The 24,549-nt window shown below is 71.9% G+C and carries 27 protein-coding genes and 3 tRNA genes; 18 read left to right on the forward strand and 12 right to left on the reverse strand.

Annotation, left to right across the window (positions count from 1 at the left end):
• Positions 1-73: 73 nt before the first annotated feature.
• Complete coding sequence (locus O7624_RS14645; RefSeq protein WP_282240407.1) at positions 74-925, reverse strand: Rieske (2Fe-2S) protein; 852 nt, start codon at positions 923-925, stop codon at positions 74-76.
• An 86-nt stretch (positions 926-1,011) separates the two neighbouring features.
• Here O7624_RS14645 and O7624_RS14650 point away from each other — a divergent pair, with 86 nt between their 5' ends.
• The gene (locus tag O7624_RS14650) at positions 1,012-1,776 is read left to right on the forward strand and encodes a crotonase/enoyl-CoA hydratase family protein (protein WP_282240408.1); all 765 of its coding nucleotides are present in this window, start codon (positions 1,012-1,014) and stop codon (positions 1,774-1,776) included.
• 46 nt (positions 1,777-1,822) lie between these two features.
• Here the strand turns inward: O7624_RS14650 and O7624_RS14655 are convergent, their stop codons facing one another.
• Positions 1,823-3,301 carry an FAD-dependent oxidoreductase gene (locus tag O7624_RS14655; RefSeq protein WP_282240409.1) on the reverse strand — a complete coding sequence of 493 codons (1,479 nt, stop codon included), beginning with the start codon at positions 3,299-3,301 and terminating at the stop codon, positions 1,823-1,825.
• A gap of 128 nt (positions 3,302-3,429) precedes the next feature.
• Between O7624_RS14655 and O7624_RS14660 the strand changes: the two genes are divergently transcribed.
• Positions 3,430-4,242: a hypothetical protein gene (locus O7624_RS14660; RefSeq protein WP_282240410.1), complete on the forward strand. Its 813-nt coding sequence runs from the start codon at positions 3,430-3,432 to the stop codon at positions 4,240-4,242.
• Here the strand turns inward: O7624_RS14660 and O7624_RS14665 are convergent.
• A complete protein-coding gene (locus O7624_RS14665; protein ID WP_282240411.1) occupies positions 4,239-5,561 on the reverse strand; it encodes a deoxyribodipyrimidine photo-lyase in 1,323 nt (440 codons plus the stop codon). The two genes, O7624_RS14660 and O7624_RS14665, sit on opposite strands and share 4 nt — an antisense overlap.
• Positions 5,558-6,469, reverse strand: a complete 912-nt coding sequence (locus O7624_RS14670) for a phytoene/squalene synthase family protein (protein ID WP_093403857.1) — start codon at positions 6,467-6,469, stop codon at positions 5,558-5,560. The genes O7624_RS14665 and O7624_RS14670 overlap by 4 nt, the downstream gene beginning before the upstream one ends.
• A gap of 65 nt (positions 6,470-6,534) precedes the next feature.
• Between O7624_RS14670 and O7624_RS14675 the strand changes: the two genes are divergently transcribed.
• From O7624_RS14675 to O7624_RS14710, 8 genes are all read left to right on the forward strand, one after another.
• A complete protein-coding gene (locus O7624_RS14675) occupies positions 6,535-7,689 on the forward strand; it encodes a polyprenyl synthetase family protein (protein ID WP_282240412.1) in 1,155 nt (384 codons plus the stop codon).
• Positions 7,690-7,719: 30 nt separating this feature from the next.
• Positions 7,720-9,201 (forward strand): phytoene desaturase family protein, encoded by a 1,482-nt coding sequence (gene crtI, locus O7624_RS14680; protein ID WP_282240413.1) that lies wholly within the window; start codon positions 7,720-7,722, stop codon positions 9,199-9,201.
• A gap of 55 nt (positions 9,202-9,256) precedes the next feature.
• A complete protein-coding gene (gene idi, locus O7624_RS14685) occupies positions 9,257-9,847 on the forward strand; it encodes an isopentenyl-diphosphate Delta-isomerase (protein WP_282240414.1) in 591 nt (196 codons plus the stop codon).
• Positions 9,837-10,775: a MerR family transcriptional regulator gene (locus O7624_RS14690; protein ID WP_282240415.1), complete on the forward strand. Its 939-nt coding sequence runs from the start codon at positions 9,837-9,839 to the stop codon at positions 10,773-10,775. Before idi ends, O7624_RS14690 begins: the two co-directional genes overlap by 11 nt.
• 78 nt (positions 10,776-10,853) lie before the next feature.
• Positions 10,854-11,636, forward strand: coding sequence for a polysaccharide deacetylase family protein (locus tag O7624_RS14695; RefSeq protein WP_282240416.1), 783 nt, complete (start codon positions 10,854-10,856; stop codon positions 11,634-11,636).
• 154 nt (positions 11,637-11,790) lie between these two features.
• Positions 11,791-11,863 (forward strand) — tRNA-Glu (locus tag O7624_RS14700).
• Between the two features lie 33 nt (positions 11,864-11,896).
• Positions 11,897-11,970, forward strand: a tRNA-Asp gene (locus tag O7624_RS14705).
• Between the two features lie 103 nt (positions 11,971-12,073).
• Positions 12,074-12,147: transfer RNA gene (locus O7624_RS14710), tRNA-Phe, on the forward strand.
• Between the two features lie 85 nt (positions 12,148-12,232).
• Here O7624_RS14710 and O7624_RS14715 read toward each other — a convergent pair.
• Positions 12,233-12,559: a hypothetical protein gene (locus tag O7624_RS14715; RefSeq protein ID WP_093403849.1), complete on the reverse strand. Its 327-nt coding sequence runs from the start codon at positions 12,557-12,559 to the stop codon at positions 12,233-12,235.
• Between the two features lie 79 nt (positions 12,560-12,638).
• Here O7624_RS14715 and O7624_RS14720 point away from each other — a divergent pair, with 79 nt between their 5' ends.
• From O7624_RS14720 to O7624_RS14730, 3 genes are read left to right on the forward strand one after another with little or no spacing between them, the layout of a single operon-like run.
• A complete protein-coding gene (locus tag O7624_RS14720) occupies positions 12,639-12,995 on the forward strand; it encodes a hypothetical protein (RefSeq protein WP_093403847.1) in 357 nt (118 codons plus the stop codon).
• Positions 12,992-13,483, forward strand: a complete 492-nt coding sequence (locus tag O7624_RS14725; protein WP_282240417.1) for a MerR family transcriptional regulator — start codon at positions 12,992-12,994, stop codon at positions 13,481-13,483. The genes O7624_RS14720 and O7624_RS14725 overlap by 4 nt, the downstream gene beginning before the upstream one ends.
• Positions 13,480-14,166, forward strand: coding sequence for a cation transporter (locus tag O7624_RS14730; protein WP_282240418.1), 687 nt, complete (start codon positions 13,480-13,482; stop codon positions 14,164-14,166). Before O7624_RS14725 ends, O7624_RS14730 begins: the two co-directional genes overlap by 4 nt.
• A gap of 371 nt (positions 14,167-14,537) precedes the next feature.
• On the opposite strand, the gene O7624_RS14735 is transcribed toward O7624_RS14730, so the two are convergent.
• Positions 14,538-15,602, reverse strand: a complete 1,065-nt coding sequence (locus O7624_RS14735) for a hypothetical protein (RefSeq protein WP_282240419.1) — start codon at positions 15,600-15,602, stop codon at positions 14,538-14,540.
• Positions 15,603-15,798: 196 nt separating this feature from the next.
• Here O7624_RS14735 and O7624_RS14740 point away from each other — a divergent pair, with 196 nt between their 5' ends.
• Positions 15,799-16,311 carry an SRPBCC family protein gene (locus tag O7624_RS14740; RefSeq protein WP_093403841.1) on the forward strand — a complete coding sequence of 171 codons (513 nt, stop codon included), beginning with the start codon at positions 15,799-15,801 and terminating at the stop codon, positions 16,309-16,311.
• 34 nt (positions 16,312-16,345) lie between these two features.
• On the opposite strand, the gene O7624_RS14745 is transcribed toward O7624_RS14740, so the two are convergent.
• The gene (locus tag O7624_RS14745) at positions 16,346-16,735 is read right to left on the reverse strand and encodes a hypothetical protein (protein ID WP_093404173.1); all 390 of its coding nucleotides are present in this window, start codon (positions 16,733-16,735) and stop codon (positions 16,346-16,348) included.
• 154 nt (positions 16,736-16,889) lie between these two features.
• Here O7624_RS14745 and O7624_RS14750 point away from each other — a divergent pair, with 154 nt between their 5' ends.
• Positions 16,890-18,248 (forward strand): ABC transporter substrate-binding protein, encoded by a 1,359-nt coding sequence (locus tag O7624_RS14750; RefSeq protein WP_282240420.1) that lies wholly within the window; start codon positions 16,890-16,892, stop codon positions 18,246-18,248.
• A gap of 60 nt (positions 18,249-18,308) precedes the next feature.
• On the opposite strand, the gene O7624_RS14755 is transcribed toward O7624_RS14750, so the two are convergent.
• Together O7624_RS14755 and O7624_RS14760 are read right to left on the reverse strand one after the other, a co-directional pair.
• Complete coding sequence (locus O7624_RS14755; RefSeq protein WP_282240421.1) at positions 18,309-19,052, reverse strand: enoyl-CoA hydratase/isomerase family protein; 744 nt, start codon at positions 19,050-19,052, stop codon at positions 18,309-18,311.
• Positions 19,049-19,990, reverse strand: coding sequence for a 3-hydroxyacyl-CoA dehydrogenase family protein (locus O7624_RS14760; protein WP_282240422.1), 942 nt, complete (start codon positions 19,988-19,990; stop codon positions 19,049-19,051). The genes O7624_RS14755 and O7624_RS14760 overlap by 4 nt, the downstream gene beginning before the upstream one ends.
• A gap of 193 nt (positions 19,991-20,183) precedes the next feature.
• Between O7624_RS14760 and O7624_RS14765 the strand changes: the two genes are divergently transcribed.
• Positions 20,184-20,480: a hypothetical protein gene (locus O7624_RS14765; RefSeq protein WP_093403834.1), complete on the forward strand. Its 297-nt coding sequence runs from the start codon at positions 20,184-20,186 to the stop codon at positions 20,478-20,480.
• Positions 20,481-20,556: 76 nt separating this feature from the next.
• Here the strand turns inward: O7624_RS14765 and O7624_RS14770 are convergent, their stop codons facing one another.
• Positions 20,557-21,336, reverse strand: a complete 780-nt coding sequence (locus O7624_RS14770; RefSeq protein ID WP_282240423.1) for a methyltransferase domain-containing protein — start codon at positions 21,334-21,336, stop codon at positions 20,557-20,559.
• 54 nt (positions 21,337-21,390) lie between these two features.
• On the opposite strand from O7624_RS14770, the gene O7624_RS14775 reads away from it, so the two are divergent.
• On the forward strand, positions 21,391-21,771 hold the full coding sequence (locus O7624_RS14775) for a PPOX class F420-dependent oxidoreductase (protein WP_093403831.1): 381 nt from the start codon (positions 21,391-21,393) through the stop codon (positions 21,769-21,771).
• Between the two features lie 101 nt (positions 21,772-21,872).
• Here O7624_RS14775 and O7624_RS14780 read toward each other — a convergent pair whose 3' ends face one another.
• Both O7624_RS14780 and O7624_RS14785 read right to left on the reverse strand, forming a co-directional pair.
• Entirely contained in the window at positions 21,873-22,082 is a 210-nt protein-coding gene (locus O7624_RS14780; protein ID WP_007073996.1) for a BldC family transcriptional regulator, read from the reverse strand.
• A 252-nt stretch (positions 22,083-22,334) separates the two neighbouring features.
• Positions 22,335-23,174, reverse strand: coding sequence for a hypothetical protein (locus O7624_RS14785; RefSeq protein WP_093404172.1), 840 nt, complete (start codon positions 23,172-23,174; stop codon positions 22,335-22,337).
• 272 nt (positions 23,175-23,446) lie between these two features.
• Between O7624_RS14785 and O7624_RS14790 the strand changes: the two genes are divergently transcribed.
• Positions 23,447-24,529 carry a Glu/Leu/Phe/Val dehydrogenase dimerization domain-containing protein gene (locus tag O7624_RS14790; protein WP_093403830.1) on the forward strand — a complete coding sequence of 361 codons (1,083 nt, stop codon included), beginning with the start codon at positions 23,447-23,449 and terminating at the stop codon, positions 24,527-24,529.
• Positions 24,530-24,549 lie beyond the last annotated feature (20 nt).

Here is a 24,549-nt window from a genome sequence, read left to right on the forward strand (position 1 = left end):
GAAGTAGCCGACACGCCGATCGCGGACTACCAGCACTGCCACAGATCCAGCCGCTCGGGATCTCGTTCCCGGGTCAGGGCAGTCGGGTCTCCAGACGGCCGTCGACGATCCGGGTCGGTAGGACCTGCTGGTCGTTGGGGGAAGGGCCGTGCACCACCTCGCCGCCGTTGAGCCGGAAGGTGCTGCCGTGCCACGGGCACACCACGCACGCGTGCCCATCGATCTCTTGTACCTCGCCCTCGCCGAGCGGGCCGCTCTGGTGCGGGCAACGCTCCAACATGACTGTCACGTCGTCGCCGTGCCGGTAGAGGATCACCGATACGTCGTCGAGCTTGCGGGTGACGAGTTCCCGCTGCGGCAGGCTGGTCATCTCCGCGACCGGATGCCAGCCCTCGCTGATCAGGTGCAGATCGGAGACGCTCACGTTCACCTGGGCACCCTGCTTGTAGGCCAGGTGCCCGCCAAGGTACGCCCCGGCACCGGCGGCGCTGAGGCCGAGCCAGCCGAGGGTACGCCCGAGTCCGTGCCGGCCCGACAGGCGCGCGGCCAGCGAGGCGCCGTAGAGCGTCAGCCCGACGGAGTTCGACGCGGCGTGCACCAGGCCGACCCGACGCTGATCACGGGAGAGCCCCGCCCAGTCGTTGAGCCCGGCGACCGCCGCCGGCAGGGCGCTCAGCGTGCCGACCGCGGTCAGGGTGGTCGCCGCCCTCCGCTGACCGGGCATCAGGTCCAGCACCGCCGCGCTGATCCACGCGCCGACCGGCAACTGCACCATCGCCGGGTGCAACGGGTGGCCCAGCCAGACCCCGTGCAACAGGTCGCGGACCCGCTGCGGGCGCAGCACACTCTGCACGGTCTGCTGCAACCGGTCACCGAACCGGTCGAGGCCGGCGGCTTGCTCGATCTTCGTCAACAACGCTCGCACGAGTAACGACTTCCCGTCGTACGCCGTTGCAAACCGGTCGCCGGGGACGAATGGCCAGCCGGGCGACGGCGGGGCATGCTGACCGGATGACGGTACGGGTGGAACGGAACGGCCCGGTGACGACGGTGATCCTGGACCGGCCGGCGGTCCGCAACGCGGTCGACGGGCCGACCGCCCGGGCGCTCGCCGACGCGTTCCGCGCCTTCGACGCGGATCCGGCGGCGGCGGTGGCGGTGCTCTGGGGCGCCGGCGGCACGTTCTGCTCGGGTGCCGACCTGACGGCCATCGGTACACCGAGCGGCAACCGGGTCGAGCCGGACGGGGACGGTCCGATGGGTCCGACGCGGATGATCCTGGGCAAGCCGGTGATCGCTGCGATCTCCGGGTACGCGGTGGCCGGCGGGCTGGAACTGGCGCTCTGGTGCGATCTGCGGATCGCCGAGTCCGACGCGGTGCTGGGCGTCTTCTGCCGACGGTGGGGAGTGCCGCTGATCGACGGTGGGACGGTCCGGCTGCCCCGGCTCATCGGCGAGAGCCGGGCCATGGACCTGATCCTCACCGGGCGTGCCGTGCCCGCCGAGGAGGCGTACGCGATGGGGTTGGTCAACCGCGTGGTCGGCCCGGGCGAGTCCCGGGCGGCGGCCGAGCAGTTGGCCGCCGAGATCGCCCGCCACCCACAGACCTGCCTGCGCAACGACCGCGCCTCGGTCCTTGCCGCCGCCGCCCAGCCCGAGCCCGACGCCCTGGCCACCGAACTGGCCTACGGCCTGCACTCCCTCGCCACCGACGCGGCGTCCGGCGCCGCCCGCTTCACCGCCGGCGCCGGCCGCCACGGCACCCCCGCCTCCTGACCTGCCGACCCTGCGGCGGGTAGCGGTGGAGACGTGCGTTGACGGGTCACTGTCCGAGATTGCGCAGCGCGTCGGAGATCGCCCGGTGGAAGGTCGGGTACGCGTAGATCATGTGCCGGAGTTGGCTCAACGGGACGGCCGCGTGCACGGCCACGACCAGGCCGGACAGCACCTCGCCGCCGGCCGGTCCGGCCGAGGTGGCCCCGATCAACACTCCCTGGTCAGCGTCGGCGATGAGCTTGATGAAGCCATCCTCGTCGGTCTTGTGGATCCAGCCACGGGTGGACGACGACAGCCGGGTGAAGCCGACCTGCACGTTGATTCCGCGATCACGGGCCTGCTGCTCGGTGAGGCCGACCGCACCGATCTCCGGATCGGTGAAGGTGACCCGGGGCAGCGCCCGGTAGTCGGCGCGGGGCACCGATCCCGCCGAACCGCTCGATCCGGTGGCGGCCAGCGAGCTGGCCACGCCGACCGCGCCGCCGACCACACTTGCCGTACCGCTCGGGTCCGCGCCGCCCTGCGACCGCCGCATGTGGTCGAGCACGTCGGCGACCACGATGGACGCCTGATACATCGCGATGTGGGTGAAGGCCCCCTCGCCGGTGACGTCGCCGACCGCCCAGATCCCCTCGGTGACGTGCAGCCGGTCATCCACCGGCAGGTACCGCCCACCCGCGTCGACGCCGACCGTGTCCAGCCCCAGCTCGTCCAGGTGGGCGCGGCGGCCGGTCACCACCAGCAGCCGCTCGGCGGTGAACTCCTCGCCCCCGGTGCCGCGCAGGGTGAAGCCGGCGGCACCGTGCTCGACCCGAGCGGCCTTGACCCCGGTGTGGATCTCCACCCCGTCGGCCCGCAACGCGGCAGCCGCCGCCTCGGACGACTCCGGCTCCTCGACGGCCAGTACCCGGTCGAGCGCCTCGACCACGGTGACCCGTACGCCGAAGCGGGCGAACACCTGAGCCAGTTCCAGCCCGATCGCCCCACCGCCAAGCACCAGCAGCGACCCCGGCAGTTCCTCGACCTCGATCGCCTCACGGTTGGTCCAGTACGGGGTATCCGCCAGCCCGTCCACCGGCGGCACCGAGGGTCGGGTACCGGTGCCCAGCACGATCCCGTGGCGGGCCTGGAAGACCTGGTCACCGACCCGCACCCGGCCCGGACCGTCGATCCGGCCACTGCCGCGTACGAAGCGCCCACCCTTGCCGGTGAACCGCTGCACCGCCACCCGGTCGTCCCAGTCGTCGGTGGCCTCTGCGCGGATCCGCTTCGCCACCTGCGCCCAGTCCGGGGTGACCTGCGCAGCGCCGCCGAGGCCGTCGACCCGGCGGGCCTCCGCGATGGCGTTCGCCGCCCGGATCATCATCTTGCTCGGGACACACCCCCAGTACGGGCACTCCCCGCCGACCAGGTTGCGTTCGACGCCGACCACTGTGAGCCCGGCCTCCGCGAGCCGACCGGCCACCTCCTCCCCGCCGACTCCGAGCCCGAGCACCACCACGTCCACCAGTTCCGGCTCCGCCATGCCGTCAGCATCGCGCACCGGCCCGCCCCCGGCCACCCGGCCACGCCGTCCTCTGACGGATACCGGACCCGACCTGTCGGCCAGCTGGGATGCGATCGAAAAGTGACCGAAAGTAATATCCCTGGCTTGTGGAGCACGAAGCGTCCGACGGTCCGACGGGGCGTTCCCCCGAGGCACCGGCCCGTTCCCGGGATCTCGCCAGCCTGACCGCCGACATTTTCACCGCCGCCGCCGGGTTCGTCGGCGTGGTGCAGGCGCTCCGCGCCGGTCCGCTCTGGGCACTGTGGGTCGCGCTCGGCACCCTTGCCCTCGCCGGCCTGCTGGCGTACCGGCTGCGGCAGCGGCGCTGGCGCGCGGCGGCGGTGAGCCTCACCGTCCTGCTGCTTCTCGGCGGGGGTGGTGCCCTGCTGGCACTGACGGGAGCTGGCGTCGAGCCACCGGCCGACCCGCCCGCCGGCGCCGCGCCGGACGACGCGTCCCCGACCACGGCCAGCCGGTCCCCCTCCAGTGACCCGACGTCCGGCCCACGCACCGGCGATTCCGCCGAGCCGGTCGTCGATGATGCCGGCACCGTCGTCTTCAGCGACGTGGTGCAACTCGACAAGCAAACCGGAGTCGACCTGGACGACGGTCGGGCCGAACGCAGGTACGTCCAGGACGCCACCGTCGATCTCTACCTGGACTGGGGGTATGTGCTCTACGGCAGCGCCCGGCACAGTCAGCTCCACGACGACAGCAACGCGGGGCCGGAGCAGGGGGCCCGCGATCGCTGCCGCACCTACCGGGTGGCCGGCCGGGACGGTGCCACGAGCACCTACATCGGCGGCGGCAACCAGCAGAAGTGCTTCACGACGTCGCAGGGCCGCCCAGGCTGGGTACAGGCGGTCAACAGCGTCGGCAACGGCGGGCTCCTGCTGAAGGTGACGGTCTGGGCCGACTAGCGCAACCAGACCGGGGGTTCGCCGGGTGGCTCCAGCGGCGGCGGGTAGTCGAGTGTGCGGCGCAGCGCGTCGGGCAGTCGCCACGGCTGGTGCACCGCCACGCCGGCCACCGACGCCAGCTCGGGCACCCACCGCCGCACGTACGCGCCGTCGGGGTCGTACCGCTCGGCCTGCCGGACCGGATTGAATCCCCGGTACGGCCTGGTGTCGTTGCCGGTGCCGGCGACCCACTGCCAGTTGCCCGAGTTGTCGGCGATGTCGCCGTCGAGCAGCCAGCGGAAGTAGACCGCCTGCCCGTCCCGCCAGTCCAGCCCGAGGGTCTTGGTGAGGTAGCCGGCGGTGATCAGCCGGGCCCGGTTGTGCAACCATCCCTGCGCCCGTAGCTGCCGCATGCCGGCGTCCACGACCGGCAGGCCGGTGCGCCCCTCGGTCCAGGCGGCGAGGGCCTGCTCGTCGTAGCGCCAGTGCTCGGTCGCCCGACGGCGGTACGCCTTGCGGGGCAGGTCGGGAAAGGCGGCGGTCACCTGGTGGTAGAAGTCGCGCCAGCAGAGCTGCCGGACGAACGGGGACTCCCGGTCGTCGATCGCGTTGGCCACGGTCAACGGTGACAGGCAGCCGAAGCGCAGGTAGGGACTGAGCCGGGAGGTGGCGTCGCCGGCCATGTCGTCGTGCCGGTCGCCGTAGCCCGGGACGTCGGGCAGCCACCGCGCCAACCGACGCCGCGCCTCGTCCTCTCCGCCGGTCACCACGTCCGGCGACTCTCCCGGCGGCAGCGCCGGGAGACGTCCGACCGGCACGCCGGCCGGCAACCTCACGGTCGCCGGTGCGGACAGTTCCTCCCGCCACGATCGCGCGCTCCACGCCCGGTGGTACGGACTGAACACCCGGTAGTGGTCACCGCCGCCCGGGGCCAGTTCCGCCGGCTCGACCACCGTCAGGCCGGGGAAGAACCTCAGATGCAGTCGGTGCCGGTCGCACTCGGCACGCAGGCGTTGTGCCCGGCGGGCCGCGAACCGGGAGACGTCGGCGGAGAGCGCGACAGCCTCGGCGCCCACCTCGCCGGCCAGCCGGACGGTCTCGGCCACCGGATCGCCGTGCCGCAGCACCAGGTCACCGCCGAGCGCACGCAGCGCCTCGCGGAGCGCGGCAAGACTCTGGTGCAGGAAGCGGGTGCGGTTCGGCGACAGTTCCGCGAGCGCGGGATCCAGCACATAGAGCGGCACCACGCGGTCGAAGGCGGCGCAGCTGGTCGCCAGTGCCGGGTGGTCGTGCACCCGCAGGTCGCGGGTGAACAACACGACGGCGGTACGCTCGCTCACCGCAGCCGCGGTCCGGGCACCGCCACCGGGCTGCCGGCCGGGGTCAGCAGGGCGCGGGTCGCCACCCCCAGCCGACGCCGCTGCGGGACGGTGGCGCGACGGGCGAAGACGTCGTAGTCCTGGGCGGCCACCTCGTCGAGGATCCCCCCGTAGAGCAGGTAGGCGGTGCGGATGCAGGCCTGTGAGGCGCCGTCGAGCAGCACCACGCCCGGCGCTGCGGCGAGGTAGTGCGCCTGGGCTCGGGTCACCTCGTACCGGATCAGTTCGCGAACGGGCCCGCTGGCTCGTCCGGCGGCGTGACAGGCCACCAGGTCGTCCCGGGTCACGCCGAAGGCGGCCAGGTCCTCGTCGGGCAGGTACGTCCGTCCCCGGGCCAGGTCCTCGCCGACGTCCCGGATGAAGTTGGTCAGCTGGAACGCGAAGCCGAGCTGCCGGGCGGGCTCGCGGGCCGCCACCGGATCCGAGCTGCCCAGGATGGGCAGCATCATCGTGCCGATGACCGCTGCCGATCCCTCCATGTAGTCCAGCAGGTGCTCGTAGGTGCGGTAGGAGGTGACGGTCAGATCCATCGCCATGCTCTTGAGGAACGAGGCGAAGTCCTCCCGGTCGAGGTCGAAGACGGCGATGGTGTGCAGCACCGCCGGAAGCAGCGGATCGGTCACCTGGGCGCCGTGCAGCCCGGCGACGAACCGTCCCCCCCAGTCGTCCAGCCGTGCCGCGCGCTCCGCCGGTGGCAGGGCGTCGGTCTGATCGACGATCTCGTCGGCGTAGCGGGTGAATCCATACAAAGCGTGCACATGCCGCCGTTTCCATGCGGGCAGCAGCCGGGTGGCGAGATAGTAGGTGCGGCCGTGGCGTCTGTGCAGCTCACGGCATCTGTCGTAGGCAGCGGCGAGATCCAGGTCCACCGGCCCCTCCTCTGATTCGACGCACCAATCGACGCAACTTGAGACCTTAGGGTACGCTCGTCGGCATGGCCAGCGACGGACCAACGGGTAACCTCCTTCGCGTGGTGCCTGAGCAGCCGATCGGTGGAGACGACCCGATCGCTGCCGTACTGGCCGCGTACACGCGCGACATCGTCACGGCCGTCGACAACACGCTGGCCGAGTTCCTGACCGCCGAGGTCGACGCGCTCGCCGCGATCGACCCGGCGATGGGCGGCTTCGCCGCCACCGCCCGCGACTGCGTCCTCTCCGGCGGAAAGCGGGTCCGGCCCACGTTCGCCTACTGGGGATGGCGTGGCGCGGTCGGCGGTGACACGCCGGTCACGCCGGTGCTGCCCGCACTGGCCACCTTGGAGGTGCTGCACACCTTCGCGCTGGTGCACGACGACGTGATGGACGCCTCGGCCACCCGGCGCGGCCGACCGACCGCCCACGTGGCGGTGGCCACCCAGCACGCCGCTTCGGGTCGCAACGGCGACTCCGGCCGCTTCGGCGAGGCCGTCGCCGTGCTCATAGGTGATCTCTGCATGGTCTGGGCCGACCAATTGCTGGCCCTCGCCGATCTGCCGGCGGACCGGCTGTTCCAGGTACGGCGCGGCTACGACCGGATGCGGGTGGAGACGGTCGCCGGGCAGTACCTCGACGTTCTCGGCGAGACCGAACCGCAGAGCTGGTCGGTGGATCGGGCGCTCCGGGTGGCCCGGTACAAGACCGCCAGCTACACCGTGCAACGGCCGCTGCTCTTCGGTGCCAGCCTTGCCGGCGTCGACGGCGACAGTGCGCTGGCCGCCGCGTACACCCGCTACGGCGTCGCCGTCGGCGAGGCCTTCCAGCTCTGCGACGATCTGCTCGGTGTCTTCGGTGACCCGACCACCACCGGCAAGCCGGCCGGCGACGACCTGCGTACCGGCAAGCCGACGGCGCTGCTCGTCCTGGCCCGGGAACTGGCCACCCCGACCCAGCTGCGGGCACTCGACAGCGCCGGCCGGCGCGCCGACGAGCCGGAGATCGCCCGGCTCGCCGAGGTCGTGGTCGACACCGGCGCCGTACGACGGATCGAGCGGATGATCGACGAGCGGGTCGAGGACGCGCTGGCCGCACTCGACGCGGTCGCCGTCGACGAGACCGCCCGTACCGCGCTTGTCGGCCTCGCGACCGCCGCCACGCACCGGAGGGCATGATGGGCTTCCTGCACAGAGAGGTGGTCGCCGGTGCGGACCGTTGACGGGCGTACTGATCGGGTGGTGGTTGTCGGGGCCGGGCTCGGCGGGCTGGCCTGCGCGCTGCACCTGGCGGGCAGCGGACGCCAGGTGACCGTGCTGGAACGCGAGCCGGTGCCGGGTGGGCGGGCCGGTCGGCTCAGCGTCGACGGCTACGAGTTCGACACCGGCCCCACGGTGCTCACCATGCCCGATCTCATCGCCGAGGCGCTCGCCGCGGTGGGCGAGGAGCTGACCGACTGGCTCGACCTGGTGCCGCTCGACCCGGCCTACCGTGCCTACTATCCGGACGGTTCCACGCTGGACGTGCTCACCGACACCGCCGCCATGGCGGCGGAGATCTCCCGGGTCTGCGGGCCCCGGGAGGCCGACGGCTACCTACGGTTCGTCGACTTCGCGCGCAACCTGTGGCGTCTGGAGCGGACCGACTTCATCGAACGCAATCTCGACGCGCCGACCGACCTGCTCACCGGCAACCTGCTAAAACTCGTCGCCACCGGCGCCTTCCGGCGGCTGCAAACCAAGATCGACCAGTTCTTCCGGGATCCGCGTACCCGACGGATCTTCTCCTTCCAGGCGATGTACGCCGGTCTCGCCCCGCACGACGCGCTGGCCATCTACGCGGTCATCGCGTACCTCGACTCGGTGGCCGGGGTCTTCTTCCCGCGCGGCGGCATCCACGCGGTCTCCCGAGGGTTGGCCGGTGCCGCCGAAAAGCACGGCGTACGCATCCGGTACGGGACCACCGTGACCCGGGTGGAGACCGCGAACGGGCGGGCCACCGGGGTGGTGACCGCCGACGGGGAGTTCGTCCCGGCCGACGCGGTGGTGCTCAACCCCGACCTCCCGGTCGCCTACCGCGACCTGCTGCCGCCGGTCCGGCAGCGCCGGCTCACCTACTCGCCCTCGTGTGTCGTGCTGCACGTCGGCTCGACCCAGGGCTACAGCCGAATCGCCCACCACAACATCCACTTCGGCCGAGCCTGGCAGGGCACCTTCGACGAGGTCATCCGGCGCGGAAACCTGATGTCCGACCCGTCCCTGCTGGTCACCAACCCGAGCCGGACGGATCCGGCGGTGGCACCGACCGGCCGGCACACCTACTACGTGCTGGCTCCGGTGCCGAACCTCGACCGGGCGCCCTTCGACTGGCGCGGCGACCTCACCGCCCGCTACACCGACCAGCTCATCGCCACGTTGGAGGAGCGCGGCTACGTCGGCTTCGGCGCGGGTGTCGAGGTGCTGCGGGCGATCACCCCGGCCGAGTGGGCCGAGCAGGGCATGGCGGCCGGTACGCCGTTCGCCTCCGCGCACACGCTGTTCCAGACGGGCCCGTTCCGACCGTCGAACCTGCACCGCTCACTGTCCAACGTGGTGTTCGTCGGCTCGGGCACCCAGCCCGGTGTCGGCGTACCGATGGTGCTCATCTCCGGCAAGCTCGCCGCCAGCCGGATCACCGGGGAGCCTCGGTGAGCACGAGGAACGAGGCAGCGCCGAGCCCTGAGCTCAGGAACGGAGAGTGGCGCTGATGCCGCAGTCCCGGGAGAGCCACCTCGTCGAACTGGTCGACGACACCGGGCAGCCCGTCGGGAAGGCCACGGTCGCCGCCGCCCATCAACCGCCCGGTCAGCTGCACCGGGCGTTCTCCGTACTGCTCGTGGCACCGGACGGCCGGGTGCTGCTTCAGCGGCGCGCCGCGACGAAGACCCGCTTCCCGTTGCGCTGGGCGAACTCCTGCTGCGGCCATCCCCAGCCGGGCGAGACCCTGGCCGAGGCCGCCAACCGGCGGCTGGCGGAGGAGTTGGGTGCCGGGCCGGTGCCGTTGAGCGAGATCGGCGTCTACGTCTACCGTGCCGAGGATCCGGCCACCGGGCGGGTCGAGGTCGAGTACGACCACGTCCTGCGCGGCGAGTTCCACCCCGACGGGTCACTACGGCCCGAGCCGACCGAGGTGGCGGAACTGCGCTGGGCCGAGCCGGCCCAGCTCGCCGCCGCGCTCCGCCAGGAGCCCGACGCCTACGCGCCGTGGCTGGGTGGCGTCCTGGATCGGCTGCTGCAACCCTCGGTACCGCCCGGGCAGCCGGCCGACGACGCGCCGGAGCGGCCGGGTGGCCGATGAGGCGCTGAGCGCGGGCGTGGTCGCCCAGCGCCTGGGGGTCGCGGTGACCACACTGCGCACCTGGCACCAGAGGTACGGCCTCGGGCCCAGCCAGCACATTCCGGGCCACCACCGGCGCTACACACCGGCAGATCTGGCTCGGCTCGAGGTGATGCGACGGCTCACCGCCGAAGGGGTGAGCCCTGCCGAGGCGGCCCGGTGGGCCCGTCAGGCACCCGACGCCCTCGCGCCTGTCGACATCTCCCGTGCCGTACGCCGACGGGACGGCGGTGGTACGACCATCCCGGTCGGCCGGGCCGGGCCGGCGGCCCGGGGACTGGCCCGCGCCGCGATGCGCCTGGACGCCGCGGCGATCAGTGAAACGATCGGCCGCGCCATCGCCGCCGACGGCGTGGTCGCGACCTGGGACCGGCTGCTGCGCCCGCTGCTCGTCGGTATCGGCGAGCGGCACGCCGCCACCGGTGCGCTGATCGAGGTCGAGCACCTGGTGACCCGATGCATCTCGGCGGCGTTCAGCGTGGCAGCGTCCGCCGGCCCCGCCCCCGGGACGCCCCGCGTCCTGCTCTCCTGCGCCGACGAGGAGCAGCACAGCCTGCCGCTGGAGGCGCTTGCCGCAGCGTTGGCCGAGGCCGGGGTCGGCTACCGGATGCTCGGTGCCCGGGTGCCGACGACGGCACTGCTCGCCGCCATCGACCGGACCGGTCCGGCCGCCGTGGTGCTCTGGTCGCAGACTCGGGCCACCGCCGACCCGGCCCAACTCACCGCACTGCTCACCGCGTCGAGCCGGCCGATGCTGGTGCTCGCGGCCGGGCCGGGCTGGCCGGCCCGGGCCCTGCCCACCGGGGTGGTCCACCCGACCGACCTGACCGAGGCGGTCTCCCTCACCGTCGCCCTGCACGATTCGCTGAACCGTCCGGCCGCCTCCTGACCCGCAGTGGGTCCCCCCGAGTCGGGTGAACTAGCGTCGGGGCGTCCGCGTACCCCGAACCCTTCTCGGGAGCGAACGATGCGTCACCGTGCCCTACTGGCGTCCCTCGCCGGCCTGGTCGTCCTGCTCGTCGCCGGCTGCGGCGGCGGCACCCCAACGCCCACCGCCCCGTCCAGTCCGCCGCCCTCGGCCGCTCTGCCGCCGGAGCCGGCCCCGTCGCCGACCCGCGCCGTGCCGCCGAAGCCGCGGCTGCGGCCGCTGCCGGTGAAACTGCCGGCCGGACTGATCCGCACCACCGGCACCGACAAGGTGGCCCTCACCTTCGACGACGGTCCGGACCCGGCCTGGACGCCGAAGGTGCTCGACCGGCTGAAGGCGGCCAAGGTGACCGCCACCTTCTGCGTGGTGGGTAGGCAGGTCCGCAAGCATCCGGGCCTGCTGCGGCGGATCGTCCGGGAGGGGCACCAGCTCTGCAACCACAGCTGGAACCACGATCTGGATCTCGCCCGGCGGCCGGTCTCCGAGATCCGCGCCGACCTGGTACGCACCAACCGGGAGATCCGGCGGGCGGTGCCGGACGCGAAGGTGCCGTTCTACCGGCAGCCCGGTGGCAGGTGGACCGCCGAGGTGGTGAAGGTCGCCAAGCAGCTCGACATGCGCTCGTTGCACTGGTCCGTCGACCCACAGGACTGGGCCAAGCCGACCGCGGCCACCATCGAGAAGCGGGTGAAGCGGTCGGCCCGCCCCGGAGCCGTGGTCCTGCTGCACGACGGGGGCGGTAACCGCTCGGCCACCCTCGCCGCCTGCACGAAGTTGATCGCCGGCCTGAAGCGTGACCACGGCGTCGCCAGGCTCACCTAGACCGGCTCCGAGCTGGCGTTTTTCGGGCCGTTGTGGCTGCCGCCATACCGGTTTGGTCGACCGGTACGCCATCACGTATGCTTTCGAAGCCTCCGGCGGGGCCGGATGGGAGCAAGTCCGCTCAACGTTGCGAGTGTGCAATGATGGCGGGGCCGCCCTCATCGTCTAGCGGCCCAGGACGCCGCCCTTTCAAGGCGGTAGCACGGGTTCGAATCCCGTTGGGGGCACGGTTCGGCTCAGGCCGGAGGCAACACCAGCAAGGTCCTGTGGAGCAGTTGGAGTGCTCGCCGCCCTGTCAAGGCGGAGGTCGCGGGTTCAAGTCCCGTCAGGACCGCAAGCGCTGACGCCGCGCAGCTCGCGCGGCGTTCTGCGTATCGGGGCATGCGACCCGTCCCAGCGGCGATCCCGCAGGTTGGGTAGCATGAGCCGAGCACCACGGCCAGGTAGCTCAGTTGGTACGAGCGTCCGACTGAAAATCGGAAGGTCGGCGGTTCGACCCCGCCCCTGGCCACATAGCCTTTCGCCGGGCTATTGCAACGCCGATCAGCGGAAACGCCGGTCGGCGTTTTGCTTTTGCGCCTCTCCGCTGGTTGATCTCAGCGCCGGAGCAGGACGAACCATCCCACCGCGCCCACGAGCAGAAGCAGTGCCAGTGCGAACAGAGCCCGTCCGGCCACGGCGGGCACGGGGGCGAGAAGCGGCACCTGCTGCACGAGCAGGCTCGCACCGAGCAGTGCGAGGAAGCCACCACGACGGAGGGGCTGGGACCGCTGGCTCTCGGTCAGCCGAGCAGCCCGTACCCAGACCACGGGAAACCGCCGCGTCACCGCGACCCGCACGCCGAGGACGACCACGGCAAGGCTGAGAAGCGCGCTGACGAGACGCAGTGCGACCCATACCGGGTCCGGGTCATCCACGGTCATCCGACCAAACAATCACGTGGGGTCAATGCCCGGCCCCGAGCTTGCATCCGGTACCTGGGTACAGGCTTACCGTCGAGGTATGAGTGACCAGGACATCACCACCGGAGCGGCGTGGGCGCCGGATGCGTGCACCCTGCCGACGGCGCAACGGCCGTTGCGGCTCGCCGAATTCGACCGGTTCTTCGGCGCGGCGGTACGAGCGGCGGAGCGGGTGTCGGCGCAGCATCTGCGGCTGCGACTCGACAACGCGACGCAGGTGGAGGAGACGGCCCGCGATCTGACCGCCCGCGAGTCGTCGTGCTGCTCGTTCTTCGCCTTCGACCTGTTCCGACCCGATCCGGCCTCGCTGACCTTGGACGTCCGCGTGCCAGCCGGGCATGTCGACGTGCTCGACGCTCTCGCCGACCGTGTCTCCGCCGTACGGCGACGCCGATGACGACGTACGGGCTGCGCAGTGGGGAGTTGGCCGACGCGGCCGGCGTCAACCGCCAGACCCTGCGCTACTACGAGCGCCGCGGCCTGCTCGCCGCACCGCAGCGGTCACCGGGTGGGCACCGGATCTATCCGGCCGAGTCGGTCACCCTGCTACGCATCATCAAGACGGCCCAGCGTCTGGGCTTCACTCTCGACGAGGTCACCGAACTGCTCGACGCCGGTCGCCACCGGCACGGCCGGCGGCCTGACAGCGGCCTGCAAGCCCGGGCCAGGAACAAGCTCGCCGAGGTCGAGCGGAAATTGGCGGACCTGGCCGTCATCCGCGACACCCTGCGGGCCGCCATCTCCGCCGGCTGTGACGACCTGATCGCCTGCGCCGACAGCCCGAGTTGCCCGCTGCCCTTCGTCGAACTCGCGGCAGGGGGCAACGACGGCCGGTGGTCGCCGACCAACCGGTTCTCCGGCATCCCGAACGGGACGTGGGCGTGAGCACGAGGGCACTGGCTCCCGAACGCCGGGCGGTGCTGTCCCGACGCAGCCTGTGGCTCGCCTACGCCACCGCTGGCTACAACCTTCTGGAGGGTCTGGTCGCCATCGCCGCCGGAGCGGCGGCCTCCTCCACCGCGCTGATCGGCTTCGGCCTGGACTCGTTCGTCGAGGTCTCCAGCGCCGCCGTGGTGATCTGGCAGTTCCGCTCCCGGATGCCCGAGGAGCGGGAACGGCTGGCGCTGCGGCTGATCGGCCTCTCCTTCTTCGCCCTGGCCGCCTGGGTGACCTTCGACGCTCTCCGCTCGCTGCTGGCCGGCGGTGACGCCGATGCCAGCCCGGTCGGAATCGGCCTGGCCGTGGCGTCGCTGATCGTCATGCCGTTGCTCGTCGCCGCCAAGCGGCGCACCGGCCGTGAACTCGGTTCCGCCACGGTCATGGCCGACTCCACCCAGACGTTGCTGTGCACGTACCTGTCTGCGGTGCTGCTCGTCGGTCTGCTGCTCAACGCCCTGTGGGGCTGGTCCTGGGCCGACCCGATCGCCGCCCTCGTCATCGCCGGGGTCGCGGTCAGGGAAGGCGTACAGGCGTGGCGCGGCGAGCACTGCGACGACTGCGCACCCGTTCCGGTCGCGGAGACCACCGGCCGAACCTCGGGCTGCGCCGACAACTGCTGCACCGACTGAGAGGTGTGACGACATGGCCTGGCTCGCGCTGCTGCTCTAACTGCTACCGCCGCTACGCAGGACGAGTCGGGCGTTTCCTGCCCGGGTTGGGTCGGCTCACCGGCTGAAAGCCGATCTCCTCCTGCTGTGGCGGCGCGGGTTGCGGTAAGGCGGGGTCTCCGGGGCGGTGGAGGGCGCGAGTTGCGGTGTCTCGTGCGGTGGCGGGTGGTCGGCTGGCCCTCGGGACGGTAGCGGACGCGGCTCTCGCGTCGCTTGGCTGCGCCGGGGTTGCGGCCCGACCAGTTGAGACCCTTCCGGCCTCAGCCGGCGGACCATCGGGCGTGTCGGACGATCCACCCCGGTGCTCGTCCGCGCTCGGCACGCCGACCGGCTCACCGGTCCTGCTGTCGGCTCTGCGCCACACCGCCCTGGATCGCTTCCCACACGCTGCGCCCGGCCCGTAGGAGCGTCTCTCCCGCCTGCTCGGCCAACTGCCGAGTGCCGGACGTCTCGCCGTGAGCGGGCGGGCCATGCTCCGGCGACGCGGGCCCATCCTGACTCCGGCCGCTCCCGCCACCCTGTTCACCTCGGCCCACGTCCCGGCCCCGGCTCGAATCCCGGTCCTCGGCCGGCTCCGGCTCCCGACCTTGGCCCTGATCCCGAGCCCGGCCCTCGACCCGAGCCTGGCCCCGATCCCGGTCGTCCGGCTCGCGTCCGGGCGCCCGGCCAGCGACCGCGCCGATGGCACCCACCTGCTGGCCCAGGTCATCCGTCGCACCGCTCGGCCGCCCAGCCACCGGACCCGGCCTGCCCGGCCGTGCAGCCACCGGACCCGGCCCGTCGGCGGCCGGGCTCGACGGGCCGGTGGAATTCTCCTGCTCGCCGAGGGGCCGGCCAGGTCGAGCGAGCGGTTGGCCCACCGTCCCAGCGGACCGGGCAGCGACAGGTGCAGCCCGGTCCGTCACCGGGCCAGGCCGCCCGACAGCGGGTTCGGCCCGGCCCACGGCCTGCCCGACGGCGGGTCCGGCAGCGGCAGCCACCTGTTCGCTCACGTCGGCAGCCGTTCCCGCCACCCGGTTCACGTCTTCCAACGCCGCGCTCGCGGTGCGGGCCAGCGCGTCGATCACCTGCGGGTTCCGATCGATGGTGGTCAGCGCGCGATCGAGGATCGTCACCAACTTCTCCAGACGCACCTTCAGCAGGGCCTGCGCCTCCACGCCCTCGATGTCGAGTTCGACGCCCTCGACGTGCACGCGGACGCCGGCGTCGAGTTGAAGCAGACCGGCGAGCCGGGCCCGCAGGGACAGGTCGGCGTCCAGCCGGTCCACGGAGAGCTGGATCGACTTGACCGAGACCTTCGGGACGTCGAGCAGCACGTCCGGCTCCGGCTCACCGCCACCGTTCGGACCGGTCGGCTGCCCGGCACTGGACACCGAGGGCTCTTCGCTGTCTGTCATGTCCCGCTCCGCCTCACCGTCGCGGACCGCCCGGCGACGTCCCGCCACGCATACCCGCTCTGCGGACGGCCATCCCGGCACGAAGGCGCATCGGCAGCACATGATCGATCGATATCGACGAGTACGACGATCATCAGGCGGGACGGACATCGGGGGAAGCTGCGCACCGGGGCATGAGCCGGTATGGTCCGGGCCTATGGGACAGGGGATGGCCGATCCTACCGACATCCAGCAGGACCTTGAGCGGTTCGCGCTCCGCAACACCCTGCGCGTGCCCGCCCCCGCCGAGCGGGCGTACGAGGTCTTCACCGGTCGGCTCGCCGACTGGTGGGTGATGGAGTACACCTGGTCGGGCCCGGAGATCCTGGCCGAGTTGGGCATGGAGCCACGCCCCGGCGGGATGCTCTACGAGGTCGGGCCATACGGCTTCCGCAACGACTGGGGGCGGGTGCTGACCTGGGATCCACCCCGCCGGCTGGTGTTCACCTGGCAGATCGGCGCGGATCGCGCACCGGTGCCCGACCCGGCGCAGGCCAGCGAGGTCGAGGTGCTCTTCACGCCCGCCGAATCCGGCACCCTCATCGAGGTGACGCACCGGCACTTCGACCGGCACGGCTCGGCGGCGGAGGGCTACCGACAAGCCCTGACCGCCGGTTGGCACGAGCTGCTTTCCCGCTACGCGACGACACTTATCCATTCGCCGGCATGAGCGCCGCGCCGGGCGCGTTGACCGACTCGAACGGTCAGGCGGCCCGATGCCGCAGCGTCGCCACGGTCGAGCCGGCCAGGGTGAGCAGGCACTCCGGCAGCAGCCCGTCGGCGGCCGCCGCGCCGAACAGCGCCCGCGCGGTGTCGAGGTCGGCGTTGGCGTACGCGCTGACGAAACGAGCCACCCACCGAGCGTCGTACCCGGCCTGGTCGATCCCGGGGAAGTCGAGCGCACAGGCCCCGGGCGGCACCGGATCCCCGACCATCGTCGCGGCCAGGCACCACGCCACGTCGTACGCCCCGGACAGGCCGGCCCGGTCCACCACCGCGTCGAAGGTCCCCACCACCGCCTCGGAGTCCCCGTCGAGGGCCGAGCTGAGGATGGCGGCGGCATCCTCGAACATCTGCTGTGGCGAGTCGGTCACGGACCGCACAGTACGGGTGCCGGTCAAGGAGCCCACTCCGGTTACTCTCCGCACATGGTGGAGGCGACCTGCGGATAGACCTGCCTCCACGGTCCCGCCGCCCGTCACGGCACGCTAGTCTGCGCAGCGGACCTTCGCCCGAGGAAGGACGACCATGCACATGTCGCGCGGCTCGCGGACGGCCATCCTGGCTGTCTGCGCCACGGTCCTGCTCGCCACCAGTGCCTGCGGGGAAGACCAGCCCGAGGAGGCGACCACCCAACAGGTGCGCCTCTACGGCACGGACGGCAACATGCTCAACTCGTACCCGGAGGAGTTGAAGGATCGCGCCGGCCTGGTCGACGGGATGAAGGGCACCACCCCGCTCACGCCGCTGCCGGACGACTTCAAGAACCGGCTACGGTCCGTGGACCCGAGGTTGACCGACTACCTCTACGCCGCCGAGGCGTACGACGCGGTGCTGATCAGCGCGCTCGCGGCGCAGCTGGCCGGGTCGACCGACCCTGCGGACATCGCCAAGCAGATCGTGGGCGTCACGAACAACGGCACCAGCTGCACCACGGCGAGTCAGTGCCTCCGGCTGGCCCGCCAGGGCACCGACATCGAGTACCGCAGCGTGTCGATCACCCGAGCCGGCTTCACGGACGCGGGCGAGCCGGCCACCGCCAGTTACGCCACCCTGCACTTCGACGGTCAACAGCTCAACGATGCCAAGACGGAGTTCGTCGGCGCCGGGGACGAGTCCACGGCCAGCAAGAAGGCACCGCCGAAGGCGAAGCGGCAGGACGCCGACTTCCCTGACCCGGAGAGCGGCGCGCCGCTGGTCCTGGGTGGTCTGCTGCCCAAGACCGGTGACCTGGCGCTGGCCAACCCGCCGTTGGCGGCCGGCGCGGCGCTGGCGCTCAAGGAGATCAACGCGGCCGGTGGGGTGCTCGGCGAGGACGTGGTCTGGATCGACGGTGACGACGGCACCAGCCCGGCCGTGGCCAAGGCGACCGTGGCCAGTCACGTCGATGCCGGCGTACACGTGATCATCGGTGCCGGTGGCTCGGGCATCTCCGCGGCCGTACTGCCCGACGTGGTGGACGCCGGTCTGATCCTCTTCTCCCCGTCGAACACCGCGGCGGACCTCACCGAGGCCGACGACAAGGGCCTCTACTTCCGCACCGCCCCGCCGGACAGCCTTCAGGGGCGGGCGCTGGCCGACGTGATCCTTCGGGACGGGCCGCGGAAGATCGCTATCGTGGCGCGTGAGGACTCCTACGGCAAGGGGCTCCAGGAGGTCGTCCGGGCCGAGCTGGAGCGGGCCGGTTTCGGCGGCGACAAGGTGAAGCTGCTCGGCTACGAGCCGGGAGAGGACGCCGAGGCCGCCCCGATCAACTTCGGCGAGGGCGCCAAGCAGATCAAGGAGTTCGGGGCCGACGCGGTGCTGATCATCGGCTTCAGCGAGTCGGCTGCGGTGATCCGGGCGCTCGCCGACGCCGAGGTGCCGCTGGCCGCGCTGGCCTCCTGATCCAGCCGACGCCGACGGCCGCACCGCGACGCGGTGCGGCCGTCGCTGCTTGCGGGTGCCTCAGCGTCCGCGCCGCCGTTCCAGGAACTCCGTCATCCGGCGCTGCTTCTCCTCGTCGGTGAAGAGCACCGCCTGGCTGACCAGGTCCAGCTGTGGATGCGCGGCGGCCGGGGCGTCGACGGCGAGCTTGGTCAACCGCAGCGCCAACGCCGAACCCTTGGCCATCTCGTCGATCAGCCCGTGGGCCGCCGGCAGCAGCTCGTCCGGCGTGGCCACCACCCGATTCACCAGGCCGATGCGCAGCGCCTCGGCAGCGTCCACCCGCCGGCCGGTGAACAACAGCTCCTTGGCCAGGGTCTCGCCCACCAGCGCCGGCAATCGGTGGGTGGCGCCGGCACCGGCCAGAATGCCGAGCCGCACCTCCGGCTGGCCGAAGACCGCCCGCTCGGAGCAGACCCGAAGATCGCAGGCGTACGCCAGCTCGGCGCCGCCGCCGAGGGCCGGGCCGTCGATCGCCGCCACGGTCGGCATCGGCAGCGCCCGGATCCGGGCGAAGGCCGCCGAGTTGATCGCGGCCAGTGCGTCCAGCCGGCCACGCTCCCGCAGTTGGGCGATGTCGGCCCCGCCGGCGAAGATCCCGTCGGTGCCGCCGGTCAGCAGCAGCATCCGGGGGCGTGCCTCCAACTCGGCGCAGACCTCGTGCAGGGCCGCGATCAGGTCGGCGTCGATGGCGTTGCGCTTCTCCGGCCGGTTCAGCGTGACCACCAGTCGGTCCGGCTGCTCCTCGACCCGCAGTCCGCTCATCGTGCCGCCTCCGGCGAGCCGGCACCGCCCGGGGTCGGCCCCTCCGAAGCGCCGCCGGGGGTCGCGAGAGGCTCGCTGCCGCCCGAGCGCACCCCATCGGTCCACCGGTAGAAGCCGTGCCCGGACTTCTTGCCCAGCCGACCGGCGGCGACCAGCTCCACCAGCAGCGGCGGCGGGGCGAACCGGTCGCCGTACGCGGCCTGCAACGTCCGCGCGATGTCCAGGCGCACGTCCAGACCGACCAGGTCGGTCAGTTCCAGCGGCCCGATCGGGTGTCGGTAGCCGAGCACCATCGCCTTGTCGATGTCGGCGGGGCTGGCGACCCCGTCAGCGACCATCCGGATCGCCTCCAGCCCGAGGGTCACGCCGAGCCGTGACGTGGCGAAGCCCGGCATGTCGCGTACGACGACCGGGTCCTTGCCCAGTCGACCGGCGAGCGTGACGGCCGCGTCCGTGGTCTCCGGGGAGGTGGCCGGCCCGACCACGATCTCCAGCAGCGCCATCGCCCAGACCGGGTTGAAGAAGTGCAACCCGCAGAAACGCTCCGGCCGGGTCAGCTCCGCCGCCAGGTCGGCGATCGGAATGCTTGAGGTGTTGCTGCCCAGCAGCGCCGGGTGCAGTGCCTCCGCCTCGGCGAGCACGGCACGCTTGAGATCGACCCGTTCCGGTACCGCCTCCACGACCACGTCCGGTGCCGGTGCGACCTCGGCGAGCCCTGCCCGCAGGGTGATCCGTTCCCGGTCGGCAGCGGCCTGCTCGGCGCTGAGTCTGCCCCGCCGCACGGCCCGCTCGCCGAGTTCGGTGAGCCGCCGCACCGCCGCGACACCACGCTCCCGGTCCACCTCGACAAGCTCCACGGTGTGACCGCTGCCGGCCGCCACGTACGCGATGCCGAGACCCATCGTGCCGGCACCCACCACCACGAACCGCTCAGTCATCGCGACACCACCGCACCGTGAGAATCGGTCCCCGGCTGACGCCTGCGACGCGCGGGGTCGCCGCCACGCCGGGTGTCAGCCCGTACGCTCCGCTCAGTCATGCTGCGACCCTATGCAGCGCCGGCACCGGTGCCATGCGTGGGGGCGGGCGGGATCGGGTAAGACCGCCGACAACCGAGGGAAGGACGAGCAGATGAGCCAGGCACCGGAGACCGTGGACGGCACGGGCGCCGAGGGGACCGTCGAGACGCGCGGCGACGAGCGCGTCGAACTGCTGCGTGCCGACACCAACAACGACGGCCGCACCGACGTGTGGGTGGTCGACACCGACGGGGACGGCAAGGCCGACCTGTTCCAGTTCGACACCGACGGGGACGGCAAGGTGGACGTCACGATGGTCGACATCGACGAGGACGGCCAGCCCGACGAGGTGGTCGACGGCGACGGCGGGCTCCCCCCGGAGCAGCTTCCGCCGACCGTTCAGGTTTGAGGTGTCGGGAAGGGCTCCCTGCTGCCGCCTCCGGCGGAGCAGGGAGCCCTTCCCAACATTTCCGCGGGTCGCCGGTTCAGCCGGTCAGTTTCAGGGTGGCGAGATAGTACGGGGCGTCGTGGTTGTCCACGTCGACCAACTTCCAAGGGGAGCCGTGCACCAGCTCGGCGAGCTCCTCCGGCGAACAGACCAGGTAGTCGAACCAGGGAGTACCCAGCTCGCGGTAGCGCAGGCGCAGCCGCAACTGCCCGCCGAGGCGCCCCCGCCGCCGGTTGTGCTCGTGGTACGTGGTGTGCACCGGATCCCGGGTGCCGTACGGGTCGGTGCCGTGGGCGATCACCTGTGCGCCGGGGCGGGCCAGCGCCGCCAGCGCGGCGAGGAAGGCGGGAGCCCGTTCCCGCCCCTCCATCAGGCCGAGGTTGTTGCCGAGCAGCAGGAAGGTGTCGTACCGCCGCCCGCTCGCGGCGTGCTCGTCGACTGTGGCGTGCACCAGGTCGCGTACGCCCCGGCGGCGGCACACCTGCAACGCGCCGGCCGAGGTGTCCAGGCCGGTGACCAGTACGCCCCGCTCCTGCAACAGCAGCGCGATCCGTCCGCCACCGACACCGACGTCAAGTGTCGCGCCGTGTACCCGGTCGACCGCACGGTGGTCGTGCGGCTGCCAGTCCTCTGGTCCGTCGAGATAGTGAGCGGCCGGTGCGCCGTTGATCAGCCCGTCGTCCCGCTCGATGATCTCGATGACCGGGCGGGGCAGGCGGCCACCGGCCAGCGGCCGGGGACCGATGCCCGTCGCCACGGCCAGCGCGTCGCGCAGCAGTTCCCCGAAGACGTCACCGATCCGTGGCTCCCCCGTCACATGCTTCACGCTATCTGGCCGGTCAGTTGGCCGCAGCGCCCGTATCCTGGCGGCGTGACCACGTTGGACCGCCTCTCTGCCGAGAAGTACATCCTCCTGACGACCTTCCGCAAGGACGGTCGTGCGGTGCCGACCCCGGTCTGGGCGGTGCGCGACGGCGACGCCCTGGCGGTGTGGTCGGCGGCCGACGCCGGCAAGGTGAAACGGATCCGCCGCAGTGGGGACGTCACGGTGGCCCCCTGCGACGTACGCGGCCGGCCGCACGGCGAGGCGGTACCCGCCCGGGCGAGCCTCTACGACCCCGGCGCGACCAACCGCATCCGCGGCCTCATCAAGCAGAAGTACCGGGTGATCGGCCGGCTGACCCTGCTCGGCAGCCGGCTGCGTCGGGGGGAGGGTGGCACGGTGGGCATCCGCGTCGAGCTGACCGGCTGACGGTCTCGCCCGGCGTTGCGGGACTTCGCCGGCCCGACCATGGCGAAGGGCGGCGGAACGAGTCCGCCGCCCTTCGTGAAGCTCTGTTATCAACCGTGCGGTCAGTCCCCCTGACGCTGCTGCGGAATCTGACCCTGCAGCAATGCCCTGACCTCAGACTCGCGGTATCGGCGGTGACCGCCGAGGGTCCGGATGGCGCTCAGCTTGCCAGCCTTCGCCCAACGGGTCACCGTCTTCGGGTCGACACGGAACATCGACGCCACCTCGGCCGGTGTGAGTAGCGGCTCTGGTTCGTGCGTTCGCGATGCCATCGGTCACTCCTCCACATGTATAGACATCGGCCGGGGTCCCGCCGGCCGACGCGTCTCCCATGGTCCGGCTAGTCCCCGATGTCCGACATGGGCCGAACGGCCGAACGTCCCTAGACGGACGGATGAACCATGCCCGATTTATACGACTTTTACACGCCAGAAAGTAACTTAATCGGACTCATGATCACGGTTCGTGATGCGTCAACTACGAAGGAGCCTCGCATTGCCGCCCAGAAAAGGGACATTGGTGACCTAATTGCAACGCTCCAGAAGTTGCACCGCGCGCCAGCGGGCGACCAACTTGTCGTACGCCGCCGAGGCCTCCTCCGCCTCGCCCCGGGACAGCCCGGCCAGCCCGGCCGCGACCAGTTCCGGCGAGTCGTCCTCGGCCAACGTCTCGTCGGAGAGCAGATCCACGAGCCCGCCGTAGTCGAGTTCAACCACCGAACGTGGGTGGAACTCCTCCAGCCAGCGGGCCGCCTCCTCCACCGCCTCGGTGATCGGCGCGTCGCCGACCGACTTGCGGAGCACCGCGAGCGCCCGGGACGAGCGGCGGCGGGCCTTGGAGATCTCGGTCCGGAAGCGCAGCGAGCGCCGGTCCGGCACGGTGACGTGGTTGCGCTCCTGCGCATCGAAGAGCACGAACCAGCGCAGCGGCACGCCCCAGGTCGCGATCTGCTCGTGCACGCGGGGGACGCCGTGTTCCAGCACCCGGGCACCGCTGCGCCAGTCCTCCACCACGGCCTTGGCCTGCCCGGCCAGCACCGGCGGCACGAAGGCGTCGGCCAGCACCGGCGGTACGCCGTCCCGTGCGCTCAACGCCGCCTCAGCCACCCGGATACGCAGGTTCCACGGGCACACCAGCAGCGTCTCGTCGGTCTCCAGCACGTACGCCTCGTCCGGCAGATCCGGCAGCCGCGTCCAACCGGCACCGAGCGCCTCGATCACCGAGGTGCGCTGCCGGCCGGGCCCTTCGACCGGCGCCACGGCCCGCCCCTGCTCGACGTAGCGCCGCCAGTAGGACTGGCGATCCCGGTCGAAGGCGGTCAGCGGCTCGTACACGCGCAGGTATGAAGCGAAGAGCGACGGCACGGCGCGATCCTCCCACGAACGGCAAGCCGAGCGTTGCTCGGCGTCATCGGCCGAGCCGGCGCGGCGCAGGAGCAACCCGGGCAAAGTCCGGCGCCACCCCGTACCCGCCACGGCGGTGGAGCCGGGACGGACCGCCCGCAGGGCGGGACGGCGGCCACTGGGGAGAGCGGCGCGACGCGCGCCGATACTAGGCTCGCAACACCGGCAGCATCCCCGCCGACGTTGACCAGGTCCGCGCCCCACAAGGGCGCCCGCCGACACAGGAGCCAGTCATGGGCGTATTCGCCACCACGGACGATCCGGAATCCACGGGTCACGAGCAGGTCGTGTTCTGCCAGGACAAGCAGACCGGCCTGAAGGCGATCATCGGCATCTACTCCACCGCGCTGGGTCCCGCGCTCGGTGGCACCCGGTTCTACCCGTACGACAGCGAGGAGGCCGCCCTCGCCGACGTGCTCGACCTCTCCCGCGGCATGGCGTACAAGAACGCTCTCGCGGGCTTGGACCTGGGCGGCGGCAAGGCGGTCATCTGGGGTGACCCCGAGCAGATCAAGAGCGAGGCGCTGCTGCGCGCCTACGGCCGCTTCGTGGAGTCCCTGAGCGGCCGGTACTACACCGCCTGCGACGTCGGCACCTACGTGCCGGACATGGACGTGATCGCCCGGGAGACCCGGTACGTCACCGGCCGGAGCGTCGAGCACGGCGGGGCGGGCGACTCCTCGATCCTCACCGCCTGGGGCGTGTTCCAGGGCATGCGGGCGGCGGCCGAGCACGTCTGGGGCGTACCGACGCTCAACGGTCGGCGGGTCGGTGTCGCCGGGCTGGGCAAGGTCGGCAAGTACCTCGTCGGTCACCTCCTGGAAGACGGGGCCGAGGTGGTCGCCACCGACGTCAGCGCGCGGGCGCTGGACTGGGCGCGCACCACGCACCCACAGGTCCACCTCGTCAACGACGTCTCCGCGCTGGTCGCCGCCGACATCGACGTGTACGCCCCGTGCGCCCTCGGCGGCGCCCTCGACGACGACACGGTGGCGGCGCTGCGAGCCAAGGTCGTCGCCGGGGCGGCAAACAACCAGCTCGCCCACTCCGGGGTGGAGAAGCTGCTCGCCGACCGGGGCATCCTCTACGCGCCCGACTACGTGGTGAACGCCGGTGGTGTGATCCAGGTCGCGGACGAGATCGAGGGCTTCGACTTCGAGCGGGCCAAGTTGCGCGCCACCCGGATCTACGACACCACGCGGGAGATCCTCCGTCTCGCCGACACCGACGGCGTACCGCCGGCCGTGGCGGCGGACCGGCTGGCCGAGCGGCGGATGGCCGAGATCGGCCGGCTGCGCACGATCCACCTCCGCTGACGACGCACCATCGGAGGCGG

This window comes from Verrucosispora sp. WMMD1129, from assembly GCF_029581255.1.
GTDB classification, from domain to species: Bacteria; Actinomycetota; Actinomycetes; order Mycobacteriales; family Micromonosporaceae; genus Micromonospora; species Micromonospora sediminimaris.

Excerpts from the sequence above, each read along its gene's own strand:
- O7624_RS14650 (WP_282240408.1), top strand. The coding sequence starts at position 1,012 with ATGACGGTACGGGTGGAACGGAACGGCCCGGTGACGACGGTGATCCTG.
- O7624_RS14655 (WP_282240409.1), bottom strand. The coding sequence starts at position 3,301 with ATGGCGGAGCCGGAACTGGTGGACGTGGTGGTGCTCGGGCTCGGAGTC.
- O7624_RS14675 (WP_282240412.1), top strand. The coding sequence starts at position 6,535 with ATGGCCAGCGACGGACCAACGGGTAACCTCCTTCGCGTGGTGCCTGAG.
- idi (WP_282240414.1), top strand. The coding sequence starts at position 9,257 with ATGCCGCAGTCCCGGGAGAGCCACCTCGTCGAACTGGTCGACGACACC.
- O7624_RS14695 (WP_282240416.1), top strand. The coding sequence starts at position 10,854 with ATGCGTCACCGTGCCCTACTGGCGTCCCTCGCCGGCCTGGTCGTCCTG.
- O7624_RS14715 (WP_093403849.1), bottom strand. The coding sequence starts at position 12,559 with ATGACCGTGGATGACCCGGACCCGGTATGGGTCGCACTGCGTCTCGTC.
- O7624_RS14720 (WP_093403847.1), top strand. The coding sequence starts at position 12,639 with ATGAGTGACCAGGACATCACCACCGGAGCGGCGTGGGCGCCGGATGCG.
- O7624_RS14725 (WP_282240417.1), top strand. The coding sequence starts at position 12,992 with ATGACGACGTACGGGCTGCGCAGTGGGGAGTTGGCCGACGCGGCCGGC.
- O7624_RS14735 (WP_282240419.1), bottom strand. The coding sequence starts at position 15,602 with ATGACAGACAGCGAAGAGCCCTCGGTGTCCAGTGCCGGGCAGCCGACC.
- O7624_RS14740 (WP_093403841.1), top strand. The coding sequence starts at position 15,799 with ATGGGACAGGGGATGGCCGATCCTACCGACATCCAGCAGGACCTTGAG.
- O7624_RS14750 (WP_282240420.1), top strand. The coding sequence starts at position 16,890 with ATGCACATGTCGCGCGGCTCGCGGACGGCCATCCTGGCTGTCTGCGCC.
- O7624_RS14755 (WP_282240421.1), bottom strand. The coding sequence starts at position 19,052 with ATGAGCGGACTGCGGGTCGAGGAGCAGCCGGACCGACTGGTGGTCACG.
- O7624_RS14760 (WP_282240422.1), bottom strand. The coding sequence starts at position 19,990 with ATGACTGAGCGGTTCGTGGTGGTGGGTGCCGGCACGATGGGTCTCGGC.
- O7624_RS14765 (WP_093403834.1), top strand. The coding sequence starts at position 20,184 with ATGAGCCAGGCACCGGAGACCGTGGACGGCACGGGCGCCGAGGGGACC.
- O7624_RS14780 (WP_007073996.1), bottom strand. The coding sequence starts at position 22,082 with ATGGCATCGCGAACGCACGAACCAGAGCCGCTACTCACACCGGCCGAG.
- O7624_RS14790 (WP_093403830.1), top strand. The coding sequence starts at position 23,447 with ATGGGCGTATTCGCCACCACGGACGATCCGGAATCCACGGGTCACGAG.